The organism is Anaeromyxobacter sp. (genome assembly GCA_016718565.1).
In the GTDB taxonomy this organism is placed as follows: domain Bacteria; phylum Myxococcota; class Myxococcia; order Myxococcales; family Anaeromyxobacteraceae; genus JADKCZ01.
The window spans coordinates 108,661-131,277 of record JADKCZ010000013.1; the positions used below are offsets into that span (position 1 = coordinate 108,661).

The window sequence follows — 22,617 nt, forward strand, 5'->3', positions numbered from 1 at the left end:
CGACAAGCGGCCTTTCCTGTCCCGCGACGACAGGACGTACGTGGTCAAAACGATTGCTCCATCACCGGTCCTGCGTGATCCGGGTGCGGCGAACTGTCCCGCAGATCCGCGACTGTGCGAAGCCCAGCTGGCTGTCCATCCTGAGTCAAACGGCCGCAGGTCTTTCTGTGCGTGCCCCGGGGTGGATCGCCATGACATCGCTTGCTCTCCGCAGACTGACGTCCCTCGCGACCGTGCTGGTCGCCGTCTCGCTCGTGCCCGCGCCCGCCCAGGCCGCACTGGAGCGCGTCGGCCCCAACGACCCGGTCACCACCCTGCCTACCTGGTTCCAGGACAAGACCGGCATCACCTTCGAGCTCTGCACCCCGCTCGTGCAGGGCGAGCTGGACGGCGGCTACTGCCTCCTGCTGCCCGGCGACACCGTGGCGCCCGAGATCTTCCCCGGCGCCTTCTTCGACGAGCACTTCTACTGGGGCGCCGACGCGGGCGGCAACTACACCTACGTGCCGCCGGTCGGGGTGACCGTGCCGTTCACCACCGGCCGGGTGGTCTACGTGCAGGCCATGGAGGCCGCCTTCCTGACGGGCGTCCGGCCCGGCGGCGCCGACATGTTCGGCCGCGTCCGCTTCCGCCTGGACGACCTGCCGCTCACCGGCAACTACACCTTCTACTCGCCCTACGGCGTCGACGTGATCGCCGGCCTGGCCGGCGACCGCATCTTCGCCACCGAGGACATCGGCTGCGGCTACCCGAACTACGAGTGCGCCCTGGCGACGCGCATCGGGCCGTTCCTGCTGCCCTCGCTCACTCCCGGCGGCGCCGAGCTGCCGCCCGTGGACGGCCCGGTGCCCGGCAAGAAGTACATCGCCGACCCCGCCGTGACCCACAAGGTGACCGGCAGCCCCATCGTCGGGAACCACACGCTCTCCGACGGCCGCCAGGTGAACCCCAACGGCCTGTACATCGAGGCGCCGGACGGGCAGCTGATCTTCGAGACCACCGACTTCTCCATCATCGGCCGGTACTACAGCGACGTCATCCCGAGCCGCGTGGTGGTGGACCGCGCCAGCTACACGCGCGACGCCAGCAGCATCGCGGTGGACACCTACGCCACCGGCGAGCCCACCATGGTGCCGCGCCTCTCCGCCGCGGCGCTCACGCCGCCCGTCCAGCCGGACCTGAGCTTCTTCGCCGCGCCGTGCGCCGGCACCGGGCCGTTCGCCGCCCCGGCCGGCGAGACCGCCATCCCCATGGCCCGGAACGGCAACGTCTACTGGGCCGACTCCGCCCCCGCCGCCGTGCCCGCCGGCATCTGCCTGGCCGACCTGAACGCCCGCACGGCGCTCGGCGACATCGTGCCGGTGTACGTGCCCGGCGTGCTGGGCGACCAGGTGTTCGTGGCCGAGGCCGTCTACGACCCGAGCAACGGTGGCAGCCTCTCGGTGGTGGCCGCCTCGAGCGACCAGGTGGTCCCGACGCCGGCCCTCGCGGTTGCCGCCTTCGGCGCCCTGGCCTCCAACGTGGCCCTGGCGAACGGCCTGGCCTACGTCGCCCCGCTGGCCGCTCCGCCCGCCAAGGTCCGGGTGCTCTCGGCCGAGAAGGGCGTGGCCGAGCTGCAGGTGGTGACGGGGGAGCCGGGCGGCCCCGGGGTGACGCTCAGCGCCAACCGCTCCAGCCCGCAGCCCCCGGGCACCTGGTGGCCTTCACGGCCCAGGGCCAGGGCGCCAGCGGCTACCTGTACCGGTTCTCGGTGGACAGCGGCGGCGGCTTCGCCGTGGTGCAGGACTGGTCGCCCACCGCCACCTGGACGCTGAGCGGCGCCACGCCCCCGGGCAGCTACCAGGTGCAGGCCGAGGTCTGGCTGGGCCTGACGCCCACGCCGCCCGACGCCGTGTCGGCCGCCATCTCGTTCGTCATCAACGTGATCCCTGCCTCCGGCGTCACCCTCACCTCGGACCTCCCCAGCCCGCAGGTGCCGGGGACGGCTATCACCTTCACGGCTGCTGGTACCGGTTCGACGTCGCCTTACTCATATCGGTTCTGGCTCTTCGACGGCAGCGCCTGGAATATGGTGCAGGATTGGAGCCTGGTCGCCATCTGGACGTTGCCCGACACCACCGTGGCCGGTAGCTATCGGGTCATCGCTCAGGTCCGGACCAGCTCGGCGTTGCGCTGGACGCCACATCGGTGGCTCTGAGTGTTTCTCTTTCAACTCCCCCAGCAACTGGCGTCTCCTTGTCATCTAGCCTTCCAAGCCCGCAGCTTCCGGGTACAGCCGTCACGTTCACGGCTGCGGGAGTGGGCTCCAGCGCACCCTATAGCTACAGGTTCTGGGTCCAGGCGGCGGGAATCTGGACGTTGGTTCAGGACTGGAGCAGTAGTGCTGCTTGGACGCTCCCGACATCGACAGCCGCTGGCACCTATCAGGTTGTTTCGGAGGTGAGAACTTCACCAGCGGTCTCCCGTGACGCCATCTCCTTGGCGCTGACCTTCAGTCTTTCTATTCCTCCTGCGACCGGCGTTTCTCTCCTCCCAGACCTCCCAAGCCCCCAGCCGGTGGAGACGGCGATCACCTTCACTGCTGCAGGTTCTGGCTCCACCTCTCCATACTCCTACCGCTTCTGGCTCAATGACGGCACTACATGGTCGTTGGTCCAGGACTGGGGTTTGTTGGATACCTGGGTGTTGCCCGGCAACACCCCTCCTGGTGCCTATTTGGTCTCAGTAGAGGTTCTGACCAATGCTTCGGTCGTCCGCGACGTGCTGTCAGCCCCAGTCAGCATGGTGCTGGTTAGCCAGCCGGCCACGGGTGTCTCTCTGAGCCCTTCTGTCCCTAGCCCCCAGTTCACGGGTACGTCAGTTTCCTTTACGGCGATTGGTGCCGGCTCAACTCTGCCATATTCTTATCGATTCTGGCTGAATGATGGCTCAACTTGGACCGTCGTCCAGGATTGGAGTGCCCTCGACGTTTGGACGCTCACGGGAGCCACACCTGCCGGAAGTTACCAGGTCGCTGTTGAAGTCCGGACGAGCACTTTGGTTTCAAGGGACGCGATCTCTGGTTTCGTGGCGATGCAGCTTCAGGTGCAGCCGGCTACCGGAGTCTCCCTCGCCCCCAGCGTCGCCAGCCCTCAGGGCTCGGGCACTTCAGTTGTCTTCAGCGCCGCGGGCTCAGGCTCCTCAGCTCCACACAGTTACCGCTTCTGGTTGGGCGATGGGGGGCAACGTGACCTCGTTCAGATTGGAGTTCGGTCGCAGAGTGACGCTCCTCCTCGACCTCCCAGGTTCCTACCTCGTTGCAGCCGAGGTACGTACAAGTTCAGCAGTCTTCCGCGATGCGATCTCCCCGTTCACCCCATTCCAGCTTCTCTAGCTGAGACCAGAGGCTGGCCGGACCCTGGAGGGTGTCGGCCAGCCTTCGGCACCTAAGCAACTGCCCTGGCGGCTTGTCGCATGGAGTCGACTTGACATGGTAGTTTCCAACTACCTTGGCAAGTGAGAGACACCTCGACGCGCTGATCGTGGGTGGTGGCTTCTTCGGCGCCCGCATTGCACTGCACCTGCGCCAGTGGTTCCCCGGTGTCCTGCTCGTTGAGCAGGAGGCTGACCTTCTCCAGCGAGCCAGTTACAACAATCAGGCACGGGTCCACCAAGGTTACCACTACCCTCGGTCGCTGCTCACCGCAATCCGGTCACGCCTCAACTTCGGTCGGTTCATCGAAGACTACCCAGACTGTGTCGATGGCAGTTTCGCTAAGTACTACGCCATTGGAAGGCAGTTCTCCCATGTCACCGGGCGCCAGTTTGTGGCCTTCTGCCAGCGAATCGGCGCACCGATCGAACCCGCGCCTCAGAATGTCAGGAAGCTATTCGATTCCCAGCGCATAGAGGATGTGTTCTTAGTTCAGGAGTGGGCCTTCGACGCTTTCAAACTGAGGGACCGGGTCAGGAGGAATCTGGAAGCGGCCAATGTCGAGTTGCGCCTCCTGACACGCGCCGTTCGGGTTTCGACTGCATCGGATGGGCTCCTGGCCGTGGACCTCGTCGGCGGGAATGGCGCGGAGCGCTTGCTGACCCGGCGTGTAGTCAACTGCACATACTCCGGCATCAATCACCTCCTTGGCGCCTCCCGCCTTCCTGTCATTCCTCTCAAACACGAGGGGACAGAGATGGCTTTGGTCGAGCCTCCGCCTGCGCTTCGCAATGCGGGCGTCACGGTCATGTGCGGCCCCTTCTTTTCGATCATGCCATTTCCGCCGCGCGGCCTGCACACGCTCTCCCACGTTCGGTATACGCCACATCACTCCTGGTGGGAGAGGGCCGGGGCGGCGCAGAAGCCCTCCGACCACCGACCTGAACTCGCCAGCAACTATGAGCGAATGGTTCGCGACGCATCAAGGTTCTTGCCCTGTTTGCGGGATTGCGTCTACCGCGGCTCGCTCTGGGAGGTGAAGACCGTTCTCCCCGCGAGCGAGCAGGATGACAGTCGTCCAATCCTCTTTAGGGCCGACCACGGTCTTCCGGACTCACCTGCATCATGGGTGGCAAGATCGACAATGTGTACGATGTGATCCAAGAGTTGGATGCACGCCACGCCGCCGGTACGCTCTGACGTCTCCGGGCTCCGCCTGCAACTGGACCCCACCATGACCTCAGCTCTCGTTGGACACAGCGGCTTCGTCGGAGAGACCCTCAAGCGCCAGGCGACATGGGATGAGCTTTATCGCTCAACCGACATCGAGGCCATCGAGGGTCGGTCCTTCGACCTGGTCGTGTGCGCCGGCGCGCCCGCGGCCAAGTGGAAGGCAAACAGGGAGCCTCAGGCGGACCTCGAGAACCTTCAGCGCCTGCAGCGGCACCTCGGTCGCGTCAAGGCCCGCCGTTTCGTGCTGATCTCGACGGTGGACGTCTACCCCGCGCCGGCTGGGGTGGATGAAGACTCATCCTTCAGTCCAGATCCGGCTAACGCCTACGGCACCAATCGCCTGGCCCTCGAGCGCTATTGCCGCTTGCGCTTCGACGCAACTGTGGTGCGCCTCCCCGCCCTCTTTGGCGCTGGTCTCCGGAAGAACGCCGTGTACGACCTGCTCAACGAGAACGGCGTGGAGTTGCTCCAGCCCCGTTCCGAGTTTCAGTTCTACGACATGGCTGAGCTCTGGGTCGACCTCACGCGGATCCAGGATGCGGGCCTCAAGCTGGTCAACCTCGCCACCGAGCCCACCAGCCTCGCCGACGTCGCGCGAATCGCGTTCGGCCGCCGCCTCGAGGCCACCGAGCGCTCCCCTGTCGTTCGCTACGACTTCAGGACGAAGCACGCTTCGATCTGGGGACGGGCGGGCGGCTATGCCTACGGCCGGGAGGAGATCCTCGAGCGCCTCCAAGCTTTCGTCGCCACCTCCCGTGAGCTCGGGAGGCCTGCGTGAAGGTGGCGGTCTCGAACATCGCCTGGAGGCCCGCGGATGACGAGGCGGTCGCCATGGTCATGCACCGCCACGGGGCGGACGGCGTGGAGCTCGCCCCTACCGCCTATTGGCCAGACCCCTTGCTTGTCCCGCGGGCCGAGCGCCGAGCCCTTCGCCAGAAGTGGGGCGGGTTGGGATTCCCCGTGGTGGCGCTGCAGGCCCTGCTCTACGGGTTTCCTGAACTCCAGCTGTTCGAAGTTGAGTCGCGTCGGACCATGCGCGACCGCCTGGTGGGCATGCTGGACGTGGCGGTGGACCTGGGCGCAACGGCCCTGGTCTTCGGCTCCCCCAAGAACCGTCTCAAAGGGCAGAGAACTTGGCCCGAAGCACTCGCAGCGGCAGTGCCGTTCTTCAGGGACCTGGGGACGGAAGCCGCGCTTCGTGGCGTGTGCCTGTGCATAGAGCCAAACCCGACGGCCTACGGGTGCGACTTCGTCACTTCTGCCGCGGAGGGCCGTGAGCTGGTCGAGACTGTGGCCTCGCCTGGCTTCATGCTCCACCTCGACGCCGCCGGAATGCAGTTGGCTGGGGACGAGCCGCTGGTCGAGATCCCGCGGAGCATCTCCGCGCTTCGGCACTTCCACGTCAGCTCTCCCAACCTGGGACCAGTCGAGCCGAGCCAGGGTTCGGCCTGGAGCCAGGTACTGGGCGCCCTGACTCAGGCCGACTACCGTGGCTACGTTTCCATCGAGATGCGGCCGGCGACCGACCGCGCCTCTAGGCTCGCGGCAGTGGCAGCCGCCCTGGATGCGCTGGCGCACTGAGTTCACCCGCGAGAGTTTCCTCCTCACACGTCGCAGGAGGGTACATCCACTCCCGCCCTACCCCCCGGTGCTCCAACTTCACCACTCAACTGCCGCGTACCCAAACGCGAGCCAAGTCTCGCCGTACTATTGTGGTCCATCCATCCGAAACCAATAGTGCCTCGACCTCGAACAGGCTTGCCGGCCTGCACAGTAGCTCGCGAGGACCGAACCACTCCACCGGTGCTGTTCGGGAATCGCCGCTTACGCCCATTACGACTACTGTGGTGTTCCTGAGGCCACGGATAGCCGCCGACCAGTTGCCGTTTCCCCCACATTCAAGATAGCGAACGCCGGTGAGTAAGTCCGGCGCCTGAAGCATTGCTACATAGGCGCCCCGCTCAGAAACCACCACCGCCTCCCCCCCCTCCCGGATGGCGGCCAAACGTCGCTGATCCTCCCTAGTGAAGACCCCCCGCCAAGGGCCATTCTGGCTCCACTCGTCCGCCACCACGTCCAGTGCGCTTCGGACCGTCAGGGCTGCGAGTTGCAAGGCCGCGGCAAGGGCAATGATCGCAAGTGGCCACCTCCGCCCCCGCCTGACTGGCGCGCCCAGCACACCGACCGAGAGTGCAAAGAGCGGCAGCCAAACTGTGAAGTACCTCGCTGACCACCCGACGATCGCGTACTGGGCCGATACTGCCGCGTAGCTCAGCGCAGCCACAGCCACGACCCATACACTTCGCCTCGGCCTCAGCAGCAACCATAGTGCAGGCAACATGAGCGGCGACACCAGGCCTGTACGCATTGCGTCTGGACTAGGCGAGGGCAACAGGGACTCCGCATCAGCGACTGGCGCACCAAGCGCGGCGTAGAGTTCTCTCAAGTGAATGAATGAGACCGCTTGCCCTCTTGCGCTCTTGGGCAGGAACCCAAGCGGCTCGACCAGCCAGTTCAATATGGCAAACGTCGCGGACCGTGCATAAGCGGGTAGGTCCCCAGCAGCGTTCGACAGCATGTGCGCTATCGTTCCGCCAGCGAAGTCACCGGTCGCCCACCGAACGGGTAACCAGGAAAGCAGAATCAGCACCGCTCCCACCGCAACTCCGACGAGGCAGCCGAGACGGGCTGAGGTCGCTCCCAGTGACCTCCAGTTGCGAAGGAGTCCTGCACCGCTCGCCATGAGGCCAATTGCTGCCACCGTCGGCTTGCAGGCAGCACCCGCGGCTATGGCCACGGGGCCAAGCGCCCACCAATCTGTGGCCGAACGGCCGCTTAGCAGCAGAAGGAGCCCAAGCCACACGGGAAAGGCTGCTACAAGGTCAGTGTGCACCACCCCAAGCCGTGCGGCCATCCCAGGGAGAGCAAACAGGATCATCGCAGAGGCAGTTGCGTCGGCTCGTTTGAGTCCGACCTTGCGCCCCAATAGGTAGACGCACGCTGCCATGCCCACGGCTATCCAGGCCTGGATGATTGATCCGCCACGGAGCCCCGCCCCACCAAGCATGCTGGCGGTTGCAACAAGATTCCCTCCAACCGCAACGGAGATCTGCCGGAAGTCATTTGTGGCCCACGGGGCGAAGGTGTGCCGCTCCAGCCAAAAACTCACCCGTGGCGCGTGGTAGGCCAAACTGTCCGCGTGCCGGAGACCGTAGACAATATCAACTACCGTAGTTGCTGCCGCGCAGATTGACAGCAAGAGTCCGGTCAACAGTAGGACCCTACCCCGCCTGGTCCTGGCGGCGGTTCGGATGCGGCTTGGCAGCTGCCATCCCAGCCAGCCCCGTCTTCTGCGCGCGGCGACCAAGAGCAATGCACAGGCCAAGGCTATTGCACCACGATACGCCTGCGTGGAGAGGAGCGACAAGTGCCCCAGAGCAAGGCCAATGGCCAGTAGCAGGAAGACGCTTAGGCCGATCCCTTTTGTTATCCGCTCTGCGGACCCTTGCCCGCCAGGGCCTCCCGGAAGTGCCAGTATGGCCAGGCAGGGCATTATGGCGAGTACCACCAGAAAGCTCATGGAGGTTCACCCTCTCCCTGGCTGCGCAGAATCAACTGGTGATTCGCTTCCGTTGCCCCACGGCATGCACCTGCCTTCGGGGCATGCACGCACGCGGAGGTTATCGCGGAAGAGTCTCCCTTGCTACCTTGGGCGCGAGTGTCGCTAGCCTTTGGTCAGCCGACGCTCGATCGCGAATCTAGTCTCGACCCCTTGTACTCCAGGCGACCGCCAACTGCGGTTGGTGGGGTGAACGAAACGCAAGGTCCGAACTCCCGTTCAAGTCGCCGGGTTGCCCTTGACGCTGCCCAGCCTACGTTATGCGGCAGCCGTTCCTTTGCGCACAAATTGAAACTTGACCGCTCCCCAAAAACGATGCGGTCGCGGGTCATGTGACCCGCGACCGCATCGCATTCCGCAGTCTAGAGTGCCGTCGGGACTAGGGTGTAACAACGTACGGCATTAGCGGAGAAATCGCGTCGCGGTAGACCGTTGCATTGGTCCTTACCTCTGCGGCGACGATGTAGGAGCCAACTGGCATTGTGGCCGGCATCACCCAGGTTGCGTTGGCGTTCCAGTCCTGGGCGATGCTCCACATCGCGCCGTTGTGAATCCAGAAGCGATAGCTATAGTTCCCCGAGCCGGCGCCGGTGGCAGTAAAGGAAACGGGAAGGCCCGTCGCCTGAGAGTGGGGGCTTGGCAGGTCCACACCAAGGCCAACGCTCGTTGCAGCACCGTATGCCATTGTGAATGACATTGCATTGGAGATGGCGTCTCGGAATACCGTTGGGCTTGTGCGAACTTCAACGGAGACCTGATATTGGCCTGAAAGTGAATTCGTCCAGGTCCACGTATTGCCTCCGCCCCAGTTCTGGGCGAGCGTCCAGCCTGAGCCGTTGTTGATCCAGAACCGCGAGTCAAACACGGCCACGGCACCGGCGCCGGCCGTAAAGACCACGGCGGTCCCGGGGACCTGCGGACTGGCAAGGCTTGCCGTGAGGGTTGCCACCGTTGCTGCCGGCGTCGCGATCACATAGCCCATCACCGCAGAAATGGCGTCGCGGGCAACCGTCGTTGTGGTTCTCACCTCCACCGCGAAGCGGTGTTCGCCGTCGACGGGATTGGTCCAAGCCCATGTTGCGCCGCCACCCCAGTTCTGGGCGATGGCCCAAGCTCCGCCGCTGAAGTGCCAGAACCTGTAGTCGTAACCCACGGAACCCGCTCCCGTAGCGGTGAAGGTAATCGGCGTTCCTGGCAACTGCGGGCTAGGAAGGCTCGCCGTGAGCGTGACGCCCGTAGCGGGTGGTGCGCCGAGTACAATAGTCACGATGGGTGAAACAGCATCACGGAACACAAGCGAAGTGGTTCGTACCTCTGCGACCACCTGATAGGTTCCGGCCGGAGTCGTTGAGGCCAGGACCCAGTTGGATGTTGGGCTCCAGTCCTGAGCCAGAGAATAGCCAGCTCCGCTATTGATCCAGAACCGGTACTGATATCCGGCAGAGCCAGAGCCTGCAGCGGTAAAGGTTACCGCCGTCCCAGGCAACTGCGGGCTTGGCAGGTCGGTCCCAAGGGTAACCCCAGTGGCCGGGAGGAACCCGATTGTGTAGGAGAAATTTGGAGAAACGGCGTCTCTGGGCCCGCTGAGTGCTGTGCGTGCCTCCGCCGCAACGGCGTAGGACCCTTCAATGGCAGTGCCTGGAAGCGTCCAGGAAGTCAAACCGCTCCAGTCCTGGACCAGCGTCCAAAGCCCGGCAGGATCCTGCATCCAGAATCGGTACTGGTATCCGGTCGACCCGGTCGCACTTGCGGTGAAGATAATTGCCGTCCCAGCGGGCTGGGGGCTTGGCAGGCTGGCGGAGATCGTGACGCTAGTGGCTTGGGAAATCACGAACGGCAGGACCAGAGAAAGAGCGTCGACCGCACCGACCGTCGTACGGACCTCAACGCTGACCTGATAGCTACCAGACACCGTAGTGGTGGGTAGAGTCCAAGTGTTGAGCACATTCCAGTCCTGAACTACCGCCCAGACACCCGGGCTCGAGAAGAGCCAGAAGCGGTACTGATACCCAGAGGAACCGACACCTGCAGCCGTGAAGGTCACGGGCACGCCAGGCAGCTGCGGGCTCGCCAGGCTCGAGGTGAGCGTCACCCCTGTCGCCGGGGGAGGCGTGACCAAGGTGATCGAGGTCGTGGCCTCCCTGTCGAAGGCGACGAGGGAGCTGGTGCGGGTCTGCGCCCTGACGTACCAGGTGCCGAGCGCCGTGGTGGTCGGCAGCGTCCAGGTGCGAGCGAGACCGAAGGGCTGGACCTCGGTGAAGTTGACGTTGTCCGAGCTCAGCAGGAACCGGTACTGGTAGGCGAGCGACGGGGTGCCGACCGAGCCACCGCCAGTGGCGAGGAAGGACACCGGCACCGGCACGATGTTCACCGGGTGCGGGCTGGTCCGGTTCGAGGTGATGGCCAAGGTGGTCGCGGGCCGGTAGACAACCACGTAGGCCACCGTCGCCGAGGCGTCGACCCGGCTGGTGCTGGTCCGGACATCGACCTTCACCTGGTAGGTGCCCGGCTGGGTCGTGGCAGGGAGGATCCAGGTAGCGGTCGGGCTCCAGTCCTGGGCCGGGGTCGCCGGGAAGGTGGCGCCCGTGCCAAGCCAGAACCGGTACTGATAGCCAGCCGAGCCCGCGCCAACCGCCGTGAAGGTGACGGCGGTCCCGAAGAAGCCGGGCGACGGGAGCAGCGGGTCTGCACTCAGGGTCACCGAGGCCACGGCCGGGTCGATGATCTGGTACCCGACGATGGTGGCGGAGACGTCCACGTCGTTGACGGACCCGGTGCGAACGTCAACCCTCACGTCGAAGGTGCCGCCCGGCTCGGTCACCGGCATCGAATAGGTGGCAGAGGCGCTGTACTGCTGCACGACCTGGAACCCGACACCACGGTCGATGGAGAAGCGGTACTCGTAGGGGCCGACGCCGGCCAGGCCGCCGCCGGTGGCAGCCGCCGTGAAGACGACGGGCACCGCGGGGATGATCCGGACGTACTGGAGCGGCGGGTTTGCCGTCAGGGTAACGCCGGTGGCAGGCGGGACCACCTCGGGCGGACCGAACTCGACAGGGTTGGAGACCGCTGCGCCGCCCTCGTTGTACGCAACCACACGGTAGTGATCGTGGCTGCCGAGCACGTACGTGGTGTCGGTGAAGGTCGTCGCGTTGGCGATGGCGAAGCCGACGGTGACGTAGGGGAGCGCGATGCCCGGCGAGCGCTCAATCCGGAAGGCGATCTCGCTCGCGGGGTTGCCGAAGTTGACCTGGCCCACGTAATCCACCGGCGTGGCGTCGGTCCAGCTCAGGACCGGCAGGCCCTGGGCGTTGGCGGTGATGGTGAGCGGTGCCGGGGTGCCCGGGAGGGTGGACACCACGTTCAGGATGATGGGCCGCATCATGTCGTTCTCTTCGTGGCTGAGGATGTGGCAGTGCCACACGTACTCCCAGCCGAAGTTGGTGACGACGTTGACGTCCGGCGGCACCTTGGCCTGCTGGGTGACCGGGTCGATGCTGGTGAAGCCGAACGGCGAGTTGAGCGGGATGGCCGGGTTGAGCGGGCGCAGGGAGTTCGGCACGCTGAACGGCAGCTTGGGCGCCCAGGGCCGCATGGCCACGATGGTGTCCTCGAGCGGGCTGATGCGGACGGTGTCCTTCCAGCCGAGCTCGGTGGGGTGCGGGGCCCGGATCTGGCCGTCCCAGCCGACGCGGTTGACCACCTGCACGTCGAAGATGTGGAAGTGGATGGGGTGCATGTCCACGCCGTTGTGCGAGATCTTCCAGATCTGCGTGCCGTCACCGAGCACCGGCGACAGGGGCGTGATGGCGTTGTTCAGGATCTCCGTGGCGGGATCCGTGTAGTCGTACAGCGTCAGGTTGAGCAGGCCGACGATGGGGTTCGGGTTGGTCATGCCGAGGTTGCCGGCCATGCGCCCGAACTCCATGTCGAAGGAGGCGCCCATCTCGTCGTGGATGCCCTTGGGCTCCATCGGGAAGGACTGGTAGGTGCCGCCCACCGTGAAGACCGGCAGGGTGACGTCCTGGATGCGCGAGAAGCCCCAGTACGGCCAGACCTGCGGGAAGGTCACGCCGGTGTAGATGCCGTTGTAGGCGTCCTGGCCGACGATGATGCCGTCCTGCGCGGTCTCGAAGACGCCGGCCTTGCCGGGCGCCGGGGCGAAGGCCGCCTCGAGCGCGGCCAGGTCGAAGGCGGGCGCAGCGGCCACGTTGGCCACGTTCACCTGCATGACCGTGCGGGTGTTGGGGCCGAAGCCGATCTGCGGGCCCTCCTTCAGGCCGGTGAGGCTGCCGGGCGGCACGCGCCCGTAGCCGCCGGAGTCGGAGAGGTCGGGCGCGCCGGTCAGGTAGTCGTGCCGCGGATCGAAGGCGGGCACGGCGGCCGGGGCGTCGTTGTAGAGGATGAGCGTCTGGCCCGGCGTAGGGCGAGAAGTCGACCACCACGTCGGCGCGCTCGGCGGGGCCCAGGAAGAGGCCGAAGGTGTCCACGTTGCCCACGTTGAAGGCGGTGGGGTCACTGACGAAGGTGATGGGCTGCGGCGGGATGACGGTGGGGCGCGGGGTGAAGCCGCCCTCGGAGCCGAAGTGGATCCACGACGGGCCCTGGGTGGCCGGGTCGGGCACGCCCTCGACGCGGCCGTCCACCGGCCAGTTCGGGTAGAGGTTGGCGTCGAAGGCAGTGAGCGCCGCCGGCACCATCTTCACCTCGGTGTTGGCGCGGCCGTCACGCGAGACCTGGGCCGGGTCGGCCTTGTACCAGTTCAGGTTCTGGAACCGGTCGTTGGCCGCGTTCAGCATGCGGAACCGGTAGGCCTTGGGCAGCACGGTCAGCGACGGGAAGGCCTGGCCGTTCACCATGGCGGTGTCGAAGAAGGTCTCGGCGCCCACCGACGGGATGGGCGTGCCGGGGATCACCGGCGGCTGGCCCGGGGTGGTGCAGAAGGCGAAGACGGCCGGGTCGGGGTCCGAGCACGCAGGGTCGTGGTACGGGTTCGGCACCGTGTTGTAGAGGATGTTGGTGGTGGGCGGGAAGAACCAGGGGCCGTAGACCCAGCGGCCGAACGGGTTCACGCCGGTGGGATCGAAGGGGTTCTGGGCCGGCACGTAGACGTGCGGCATCCAGAGGTCGCCCACCACCACCGGGCGCACGCCGAACTGGTCGGGCGTACCGGAGCCCCAGTTCCAGGTCGGGTCGCCGTTGGTGCGGACGTCGCTGGCGACGAAGGAGCGGTCCTGGATGACGAGCGGGATCTGGTCGGCCGGCAGCGCGCCCTGGGCCACCAGGGCCTGCTCGAACTGGTCGGTGATCAGGTAGCCGGCGGCCACGCCCACGATGACGTTGAGGCGGGTGATGCCCCAGGCGTGCTCATGGTAGAACATGAGCCGGGCCGACTGCTGGTTCGTGTAGTAGTAGGTGCTGGAGCCGGGGCCCGGGTTCGGCATGTCCGGCACGTTCTCGAGGCTGACGCCCTCGCGGTACGGCGTGTTGGCCCAGTCGCTCGCCGGGATGATCCACTGGTGCGGGGTGCCGTCGCTGATCCACGGGGTGCGGCCACCGTGCAGGTGGATGGCGGTTCGGTTCTGGGTGTACTTGGCGCAGTTCTGGCCGGGGGTGGCGTTCCCGGGCGGGATGCTGGCCACCGGGGTGGGGTCGCAGACGGCGCCGGGGGCGTAGGGCACGCCCTGGGGATCGAGCGCGCCATTGGGCCAGAGGGGGCCCTTGCCGGCGCCCATGATGGTCTCGTCGGTCGGGATCACCAGGTCGCCGCCCTGGCCGGGCAGCAGGCGGTTGGTGAACTTGATGCGCACCGGGCGGTCGCGGGTGGCCACGATGACCGGGCCGAGCCAGCGGGCCTGGGCGTCCGGGGCGATGGTGTTCTGGCCCAGGGCGTCGGTGCCGTTGTTGGTCTGGTGGTAGCCGCGCAGGCGGGTGGTGGCCGGCAGATCGGAGTGGAACTGGTGGGAGAACTCGATGAGCTCGATCTCGTAGTAGTCGGAGCCCGGGTAGGTGATGGAGTCCGGGTTGGCCACCGGGATGTAGTTCCCCAGCAGGTTGGCGCCGGCGGGGGTCAGGCCGGGCAGCGCGTCCACGAACTTGCGCAGCTCCGGGCTGAAGGCCCAGTTGCTGGTGGTGAAGTAGTCCGGCGTGGTGCCGGGGCCCGGGGGCGCCACGCCCACCGGGATCTGCGCCTGCTCCGGCGTCATGATCCCGGCCTTGACGGCCGCCTTGCGGGCCTGCTCCAGCCGCAGCTTGGTGGCCTGCAACTCGGCGGCGGCGGCCTCACGCTGCGCCTGGTTCGGCATGTTGGCGCGCATCTCGTGGGTGGCCGCTGCCTTGGCCGCATAGCTGTCGAGTGTGGCCTGGTCCAGTCCGCTGGCAGACTGCGCGGCGGCGAGCTGGAACGGGATCAGGCCGAACACCAGCCCGAGCAACGCGGACAGCACCCTCTTCTGAGCGATCATCTCTGGTTCTCCCCTCACTGCTTGCACTGCCGTCCGCGGAGCCGCGGGCATTTCCGCTGCGATTCCCTTCGGCGCCGCCCCACAGGGCGCCGATCGCAGGGCGACACGTTGACGCAATCTAGTACCCTCGGAAGAAGGCCACATAGTCCGCAGGTCGGGTGTCGTTTGAGTACGGTACATTGATATTTGGGCTCAAAATTTCCTTACCCTGTGCCGTGATAAGGGGGGTGCGCTCATGCGCCGCATGCTCTTGCCGTCGATCATCGCCATCGCCCTCGTGTTCCTGGGCAGCCTGGCCCTGCTGGACTGGCTCGGCGGGTCCGAGGCCGGGGATTCCCAGACCCATTTGGCCTCGCCGCCACCAGCACCCAGCGTAGAGGTTCCGCCACCGGCGCCCACCGCCACGCCGGCCGAGGTGGCCGCGGAGATGAGGGCTCCGCCCTCCCTCCCCGCCCCGGCGCCGCCGCCCGAGGCGCTGCCACCCTCCGGCGCGCCGCCAGCCCCGGGCTACGTGCGCGACGAGACCTCCACGCTGCAGGCCACGCTGAGCAGCCGCTGCGGCGCCATGGAGCTGCGGCTGGGCGACGACCTGCGCCGGCGCGGCGATCAGCCGGAGGGGCGCGCGGTGCTGCTGGTGGAGGTGGAGCCGCAGCCCGGGCAGCTCAAGTTCTGGTCGAGCAAGCTCCAGAGCCCGGGGCAGACCAGGCCGTCGCTGGTGGCCTGCGTGCAGTGGGCGCTCAACGGGTACGTGCTGCCGGTCTCCCGGCTGCTGCCCGGCGAGCGCTTCAAGGTGCAGGTGGTGGTCGGGGTGCGGGCGCGGTAGGGGCGCAGGCCCTACTTGCGCCTCAGCCGCACGACGCGTACCTGCGGGCCGCTCGCGGCGGCGCTCTCGATCCGATCGAGCGCGGTCGAGGCGTGATCGCAGAGCAACTCGACGGCGATCTCGGTGTCGCGGTGCACCCGCTCCCGCCCGTCGGTCCACGCGAGATCGAGGTGGTCGTCGCCGGGCCGCTCCGCGATGAGGCCGTACCGCGCCCGCAGCGCGTCGCCTGGGAGCTCCTCCAGCCCCTGGGCCCATGGGCCGCTGCCCGAGTGGCCCTCCAGCCTGCCCAGCGTGAGCCCCACCCCGACCGCGCCCAGCGCGGGCGGCATCGCGCACCGCTGCCCAGACGTCATGGGGCGTTTGCGCCTGCCTCAGCGCCTCGCCCGCATTGCGAATCGAGGCCCTCATGTCCAGGTTGCGCCGGCGATCTGCCAGCGCCGCCCTGGCGAGCGTCACGTCCACCAGACCGAGCGCGCGCAGAACGAGGAACGTGAGCACCGCCATGACCAACAACACGGCCGCGGCCTGCGGGCCGTTGGCAAAGCTCACCAGCAGCGCGGCAGCACCGAAGACGGTCGCGCCTCCGTAGATGACCAGCACCGCGGCCCGGTGCGAGAGCCCCCGGTCGATGAGGCGGTGGTGCAGGTGGCCCCGATCCGCCGAGAAGAGCGGAGCCCCACGGACGGCGCGCCGGCCGATGGCGAGCAGCGTGTCGGAGATTGGGATGCCGAGCGCCAGGATGGGGACCACGATGGCCACCGCGGTGGTGGACTTCGAGCTGGTCCGGATGGCCGCCGTGGCGAGCACGAAGCCGAGGAACATCGACCCGGTGTCGCCCATGAAGATGGTGGCCGGGTTGAAGTTGTAGAGGAGGAACCCCAGGATGGCGCCGCCGAGCGCCGCAGCGAACAGCAGCATGAGCGCGTCGCCACGCACCGCGGCCAGGGTGAAGATGGTGGCCACGGCGATGAAGGCCACCCCGCCGGCCAGCCCATCGAGGCCGTCGATGAGGTTCATCGCGTTGATGACACCAGCGATCCAGAACATGGTGAACGGCAAGGCGAACAGGCCAAGTGAAATCGGAGGGCCAAAGGGGTGCGACACCTGGTCGATGCGGAACCCGGCCCAGTACATGGCCGCCGACACGGCGAACTGGACGAAGAACTTCGTCTTCGCGTTGCAGCCCCTCAGGTCATCGAGGATGCCGAGCGCGGCGATGGCCAGGCCGCCGCCGAAGAGCGCCAGCGCGGTCGTCGAGTCGCTCCAGAAGCGACGACCGACCTCGCTGCTCACGAAGAAGAGCGCCGCCAAGGGGGCGAAGAAGGCCAGCACGATGGCGATGCCGCCGAGGCGCGGCACCGGCCGCCCGTGGATCTTGCGCGATGTCAGGCCGTGGTCCAGCGCCCCGTATCGATGGGCAAGCTCGCGCACCATCGGCGTGGCGACGGCGCCCACGAGGGTGGACGAAATGAAGGCGACGGTCGCTGCTCTCACGGGGTCCCCAACTGGCTCCTGAGAAGCGCCGACACTACACGGTCGCAGGCCCTTGAATCCAGAGCGCGGCCCTCTGCCGGCCTGTTGGCCTACGCGCCTTCGTCCAGGGAGCGGAGCAGCAGTTCGAAGGCCGCGGTCCTCAGCCGCCGATCGTACGCGCGTTCGAAGGCAGCACGAGCTGCCGTGCCAAGCGCCGGACCGCCCCGCAGGAGGCGCAGGATTGCAGCCGCCGCGGCAGGCGCATCTCCGCAGGGAACCACCTCCCCGATGTTCTCCCGGCTCACGGTGCACGCGGCTTCCGACGTCGCCGGCCCGATGTAGAGCATGGGCCGACCAACGGCCATCACGCCATAGATCTTGCTCGGCTCGATGAGACCCAGCGTGCCAGGGTCCTGCGAGACGACATGGATGTCACCGGCCGACAGCGACTCCGAGAGCTTGGAGCGTGGCTGGTAGGGCAGGCACCTCACGGATGGAAGGTCCCTCGCCTCGGCCTCGACCTCGGCCCGCTTCGCGCCGTCTCCGACGAACATGAAAACGACCTCGGGATGCCCGACGAGCAGGCGGGCCGCGTCGAGCAGGGTCCGCATGTCGTGGCCACGGCCCATGTTGCCCGAGTAGAGAACGACCTTCTTGCCGTCGAGGCCGTGGCGCCGCCGAAACTCGTTCGAGCCCGCCTCCACGGGCCGAACGGCCTGGCCGTCTGACCAGTTGGGCAGCAAGTGGACGCGGTCCGGTGGAACACCCTTGCCCTCGACCAAGTTCCCCATGGCTTCGCCGAGGACCACCACCGCGTCGGCCCGCTTGAGGGTTGCCCGCGATGCCAGGTCCAGGGCCCGTGCCGGCAAGGACCCGGCACCCAGGACACCAAACTCCACGGCGAGCTCGGGGTAGACATCCTGTAGCCAGTAGACGAAGCGGGTGCGCTTGAGCGTTCGGAGCGCACCTCCGATGGTGGCAACCAGCGGAGGTGTGGACATGGCCACCACGGCGTCGAACCTGGGGAGAAGGAGCGCCCGGATGAACGCCGCGCAGAAGAACGTGGTGTAGTCGCACAACCGAGCGGGGACAGAGCCCTTCCCGAGTGAGGTCGAGTGGACCCGCACGATCCGGACACCACGGTGGAGCTCCCGAGCCGGTAGGCGCTCGCCACCGAGGTAGCCGCCGCGGGCGGCCAAGGCGGTGACCTGGTGACCGGCAAGCACCAGGTCCTCGGCCAGGTCGGTCGCCAGCTGTGCCGTGGCCGAATGGTCGGGGTGGAAGAACTGGTTGAGGAGGAGGACCTTCATCCCTTGGCAGCCTGGATGGCCCGCTCCTTTACCTTGGTGGCTGGCACGCCAACGTAGATCCCGTAAGGCGTCGTATCGCCGGAGAGGACCGAGCCTGCACCGAGTATTGCGTGCGAGGCGAGGCGGCTCCCAGGCAGCAAGAGTGACCCGACCGCCGCCCATGCGCCGTCCTCGACGATAACCTCCTTCACGATGAGGTCGAACGTCGGCTTCGACCAGTCGTGATTGCCTGTCTCGATGGCGCAGCCCTGCGAGAGGCACACGTTGGAACCGAGCCGGATTGGCGCCAGGGAATCCAGCCACACGCCTTCACCGATCCATGTGTGATCGCCGATGGTCAGGTGCCATGGGTACTTCACGTTGACCCGTGGCTTGATGACCACGCCAGTTCCTACCCTGGCACCGAATGCCCGCAGCAAGGCCGACTTCAGCCTGCTTGGCCAAGGGAACCAGGTCATGAGGAACGCGGCGTTCGCCACCATCCAGGCGATGCGCGCGGCGACGGAACCCCCGGGGTCGTACCAGGAGTTGTCGAAGGTGGACAGCCTGGTCCTCCCACGGCTCGCGGGCATGCCAATCCCCTCCAGGGTGGACTCATCATGTGGGAAGCAGAACGACATATTCTCGGCCACGCCCAGCCAATGGTCCTCCGCAGGCACAAGAACGCCCATCAGCGAAGGCCGTGTGCCAGACCTCCCAGAACCGACCTCGGGCTCCATCATCGTAGTCGCCCGCACGCTCGTTGCCCCGCTGAAGGCAACAGCCCAGGCCACGCCGATGGCGATGAAGGCGAACATCGGGCCATCTCCGGAAAGCAGGTAGTCGAAGACGATGAGACCTGCGATGGCGGCGTGGGCGCCCGCAGGGCTCTTGGGGTCCCTCGCCGACGCCAGGAGGCGCCTCACCGGTACCGCGGCGGCCGCCAGGAAGAGGGCAAGGCCCACCAGGCCAGCCTCCGACAGGAGGCGGAGGCCTCCAGACTTCGCCACGAAGATGCTCCCACGCATGTAGTAGAGCGACTCGAGCGGGACCCATGGCGCCGCGTAGAGATGCACGTTTCCAAGACCGACGCCCAACGGGAGTGCATCCGGCGTCTCGCCAAGCCAGCCGAGCACCGCTACGTTCCAGTCTTCCAGCCCCTGGAGCTCGACCACCCGGCCGACTGACCGATCGACCAGCACATCGGCGAGTCCGGGGATGGCAAGCACCAGGAGGGCCACAGCGGCAATCGCCGAGAGGAGATTGCGCTGCGCGCGAGTGGCACCACGCACGAGCCCCGCGTAGACCACCAGGGCCAAGAAACTGGCCGATAGCAGCACGAAGCCCTGCGTCGAGAAGCTGAGCAGGAGTGCCGCGAACATCAGGCTGGCAAGCACCAGCCTTCGGCGTGGTGTGATCCCCAGGTGCCCGTCAAGCACCTGGTCGCACGCCAGGATGGTCAGGCCGACGACCATGCTGTAGGCAAGATGCTTCGGCTCTCCGCCAAGCGAGGACGCTCGAAACACATGGCCACCCAGGAACGAGTCCGTACCGAATGCGCCCGAGCGGAACTCTCCGGACTCCCCGAAGAGCCCCAGCGGAAAGATGTCGACGCCCGTGATGTAGAACAGTGCGAACTGCAGGATCCCGAGCGCCGCGAGGAGCCCTGCCGAGTAGGCCAGGTACCTGTAGGCTAGCCGGGCGTTGCGCTCGCCATTTGCTGCCAGGGCCGCCCCAGCCCCCACGAACAGGGACCACATCAGCACCTGGAAGAGCCAGCGCCACCGACCCTGGAACGCCGAATAGTCGTCCGCGGTGGCTGGGAGGCTGACGCTCTGCGCTACCGTGTTCAGGACGAGGAAGAGATAGAAGAAGCCAAACCCTCGAAACCCGCGGGTCCCCCTCTTCATCGCGACGGCGGCCAGCAGCAGGAAGGCAACAATCCGGTCGCTGGTCAACGTGAGGCCCACGTTGGTCTGGAGCCCGAACCACGGCACCAGCGCCACGTAGAGGAAGAGGAGTGAAGAAGACCCCTTGCGCAACGCCAAGGCCGCGGCAAGGGCCACCACCCCGAGCAGCAGAAAGTTGAGGATCTGCTCCATCGTTCTGCCTCAATCAACTAGACGGGAGAACCGCCGGCTGGCGCGCTCTCCTTGCCCTTGCTCTCCCCGTAGTAGTAGCCGTAGCGGTAGTAGTACGAGTACTGGCCGTACTTCTGGTCCTCCAGATCCAGGTCGTTGAGCACGGCGCCGAAGATGGGGGCCTTCACGTCCCGGAGCTGCTTCACCGCGAGCTTGGCGACGTCGCGCGAGGTCCGCCCTGCCTTGAGCACGATCAGGGTGCCATCGACCTGCGTCCCCATCACCACCGCGTCGGCGACCACTCCCACCGGCGGAGAGTCGATGATGATCCGGTCGAAGCTCGCCGCCATCTCAGCCAGGAGCCCATGGAAGGCCTTGGTATGGAGGAGCTCGGCAGGGTTCGGGGGCACCGGTCCGCACGGAAGGACGAACAGCCGATCGATGCCCGTGGGCGAGACCAGATCCTTCAGCTTGCCTTCTCCGAGGATGAGCGAGGAGAGCCCGGCCTCGTTCGAGATGCCGAAGATCCGGTGCACGCGTGGGCGCCGCATGTCGGCATCCACCAGCAGGACCCGGCTTCCACTTCCGGCCATGGTGATGGCCAGGGAGGTCGCCGTCGTGGTCTTGCCCTCCTGCGGCCCCGACGAGGTCACCATGATGGTGCGCAGCGGCTTCTCTGGCGACATGAACAGCAGGTTGGTCCGAACGGCGCGCAGGCACTCGGCCACCGCCGACTTCGGCTGGGTGTGGACGATGAGGTCGTGCGACGTGCCGTCCTTGTTCCGGTCGATGGAGGGCACGATGCCAAGGAATGCCAGTCCAAGGCGCTCCTCGATGTGTGCCTGGCTGGTTATGGTGCGGTCGGCGAACTCGGCGCCGAAGACCAGGCCGATGCCCCCCAGCAGCCCGAGGACGACGGCCAGGGCCAGGTTCTTCAGCAGGTCCGGACGGATGGGCTTGCCGCTGGGGCGGGCGCGGTCGAGGATGCGTACGTTCGAGACTTGCAGCATCGCGGCCACGCCGGTGTCCTTGAGCCGCCGCAGCACCAGCTCGTAGAGCCGCTGGTTGTTGTCGTAGGTGCGCTTCAGCTCGAGGTAGTCGCGCTCGTACTGGTTGAGCCCGAAGGCATCGCTCTTGGTCTCGTTGAGCAGCGCCTGCAGGTTGCGCTCGGTGCTGACCACCTCGAGGTACTCCTGCTTGGCAGTCCTGAGCGCCGTGCGGATCTCGTCCCTGAGCCCCTGGCGGGCCAGCACCAGCTTCTTTTCGCAGGCCTCCAGCCTCGGGTGGTCCCCAAGGTACTTGACCTGAAGGTCGGCGCACTCGGACCGTGATTCCAGATACCGGACCTTGAGCTGCTGAATGGCCTGTGACGCCGCCACGGGCTGGAGCGTTTCGACCGCGCCGCTGGTGTCGTCGAGCGCCGCGCCCAGAGCTGCGATCGCGTCGTTCCGGGCCGAGAGCTCCGCGCGCCTGACGCGCGCCTTGGTCAGGGAGTCGTTGATGGTCGTAAGGCGCTGCGACACCATCGACTGCCGGTCTTCCCAGCTAGTCGCAACAATGTCGTGGCTCCGCTTGAAGTCAAAGAGGGCCTTCCCGCTGTCGTCCAGCTTGCGCTCCAGATCGCCCAGCTGACCCTCCAGCCATTCGGAGGCGTTGGCCGTGGTCGCGTTCTTCACCGCCAGGTTCTCCGCGATGTAAGCCTCCGCGAAGGCGTTCGCGACGGTGGCCGCGAACTGTGGGTCAGCGTCTTCATAGCGGAGGCGGACGACCCGCGACTCCTTGACCGGCTCCACTTTGAGATTCTTCTGGAGCAGCCGCACCGGATCCGCCTTGGCGCGCCGCTCCTCGAGGTCAGACGAGCCCTTGGCGGCCTCGAGCCCAAGGAACGCCAGGTTGGACCCGAGCTTCAGCTTGTCGGTCACGCGCTGGGCGACCGACCGGCTGGTGATGACCTTGTACTGCGTCTCGTAGTACTCGCGGCTGTACCAAAAGCCGCCGGTGCCACTCTCGACGACGTCCTGCACGCTCTTGTCGTCCAGTACCCTGGGGGCCGCGAGGTCGATGATGATGGTGCAGGTAGCGTCGTAGATCTTGGTCTGCCTCAGGGTTACCAGGGCAGTGACGGCCACGGTTGCCAGAAAGAACGGCAGGAAGAACCAGCGCCTGCGGACGATGGTGCGCCACAGCGCGTGGACGTCGAGTGAATCCGACTCGTCGGCCGCG

The 22,617-nt window shown here is 66.6% G+C and carries 9 protein-coding genes and 1 pseudogene; 5 read left to right on the top strand and 5 right to left on the bottom strand.

Going from position 1 to position 22,617, the window contains the following annotated elements; all coding sequences use genetic code 11:
• Positions 1–233: 233 nt before the first annotated feature.
• The 5 genes and pseudogenes from IPO09_18560 to IPO09_18580 all read left to right on the top strand — a co-directional run bounded on the left by IPO09_18560 (position 234) and on the right by IPO09_18580 (position 6,226).
• Positions 234–1,814 (top strand): hypothetical protein, encoded by a 1,581-nt coding sequence (locus IPO09_18560; protein ID MBK9519303.1) that lies wholly within the window; start codon positions 234–236, stop codon positions 1,812–1,814.
• Positions 1,751–2,197 carry a hypothetical protein gene (locus IPO09_18565; GenBank protein ID MBK9519304.1) on the top strand — a complete coding sequence of 149 codons (447 nt, stop codon included), beginning with the start codon at positions 1,751–1,753 and terminating at the stop codon, positions 2,195–2,197. The genes IPO09_18560 and IPO09_18565 overlap by 64 nt, the downstream gene beginning before the upstream one ends.
• Positions 2,198–3,518: 1,321 nt before the next feature.
• Positions 3,519–4,612 (top strand): annotated as a pseudogene (locus IPO09_18570) (FAD-binding oxidoreductase).
• A 34-nt stretch (positions 4,613–4,646) separates the two neighbouring features.
• Positions 4,647–5,423: an NAD(P)-dependent oxidoreductase gene (locus IPO09_18575; protein MBK9519305.1), complete on the top strand. Its 777-nt coding sequence runs from the start codon at positions 4,647–4,649 to the stop codon at positions 5,421–5,423.
• A complete protein-coding gene (locus IPO09_18580; GenBank protein ID MBK9519306.1) occupies positions 5,420–6,226 on the top strand; it encodes a sugar phosphate isomerase/epimerase in 807 nt (268 codons plus the stop codon). Before IPO09_18575 ends, IPO09_18580 begins: the two co-directional genes overlap by 4 nt.
• Before the next feature lie 2,417 nt (positions 6,227–8,643).
• On the opposite strand, the gene IPO09_18585 is transcribed toward IPO09_18580, so the two are convergent.
• The 5 genes from IPO09_18585 to IPO09_18605 all read right to left on the bottom strand — a co-directional run.
• A complete protein-coding gene (locus tag IPO09_18585) occupies positions 8,644–12,642 on the bottom strand; it encodes a multicopper oxidase domain-containing protein (protein MBK9519307.1) in 3,999 nt (1,332 codons plus the stop codon).
• Positions 12,643–14,846: 2,204 nt separating this feature from the next.
• Entirely contained in the window at positions 14,847–17,045 is a 2,199-nt protein-coding gene (locus tag IPO09_18590; protein ID MBK9519308.1) for an undecaprenyl/decaprenyl-phosphate alpha-N-acetylglucosaminyl 1-phosphate transferase, read from the bottom strand.
• Between the two features lie 89 nt (positions 17,046–17,134).
• Positions 17,135–18,334, bottom strand: coding sequence for a glycosyltransferase family 4 protein (locus IPO09_18595; GenBank protein ID MBK9519309.1), 1,200 nt, complete (start codon positions 18,332–18,334; stop codon positions 17,135–17,137).
• The gene (gene wcaF / locus IPO09_18600) at positions 18,331–18,906 is read right to left on the bottom strand and encodes a colanic acid biosynthesis acetyltransferase WcaF (GenBank protein MBK9519310.1); all 576 of its coding nucleotides are present in this window, start codon (positions 18,904–18,906) and stop codon (positions 18,331–18,333) included. Before wcaF ends, IPO09_18595 begins: the two co-directional genes overlap by 4 nt.
• A 1,526-nt stretch (positions 18,907–20,432) precedes the next feature.
• Positions 20,433–22,617, bottom strand: a 2,185-nt coding sequence (locus IPO09_18605) for a polysaccharide biosynthesis tyrosine autokinase (GenBank protein ID MBK9519311.1), incomplete at its 5' end; no start/stop codon positions are given.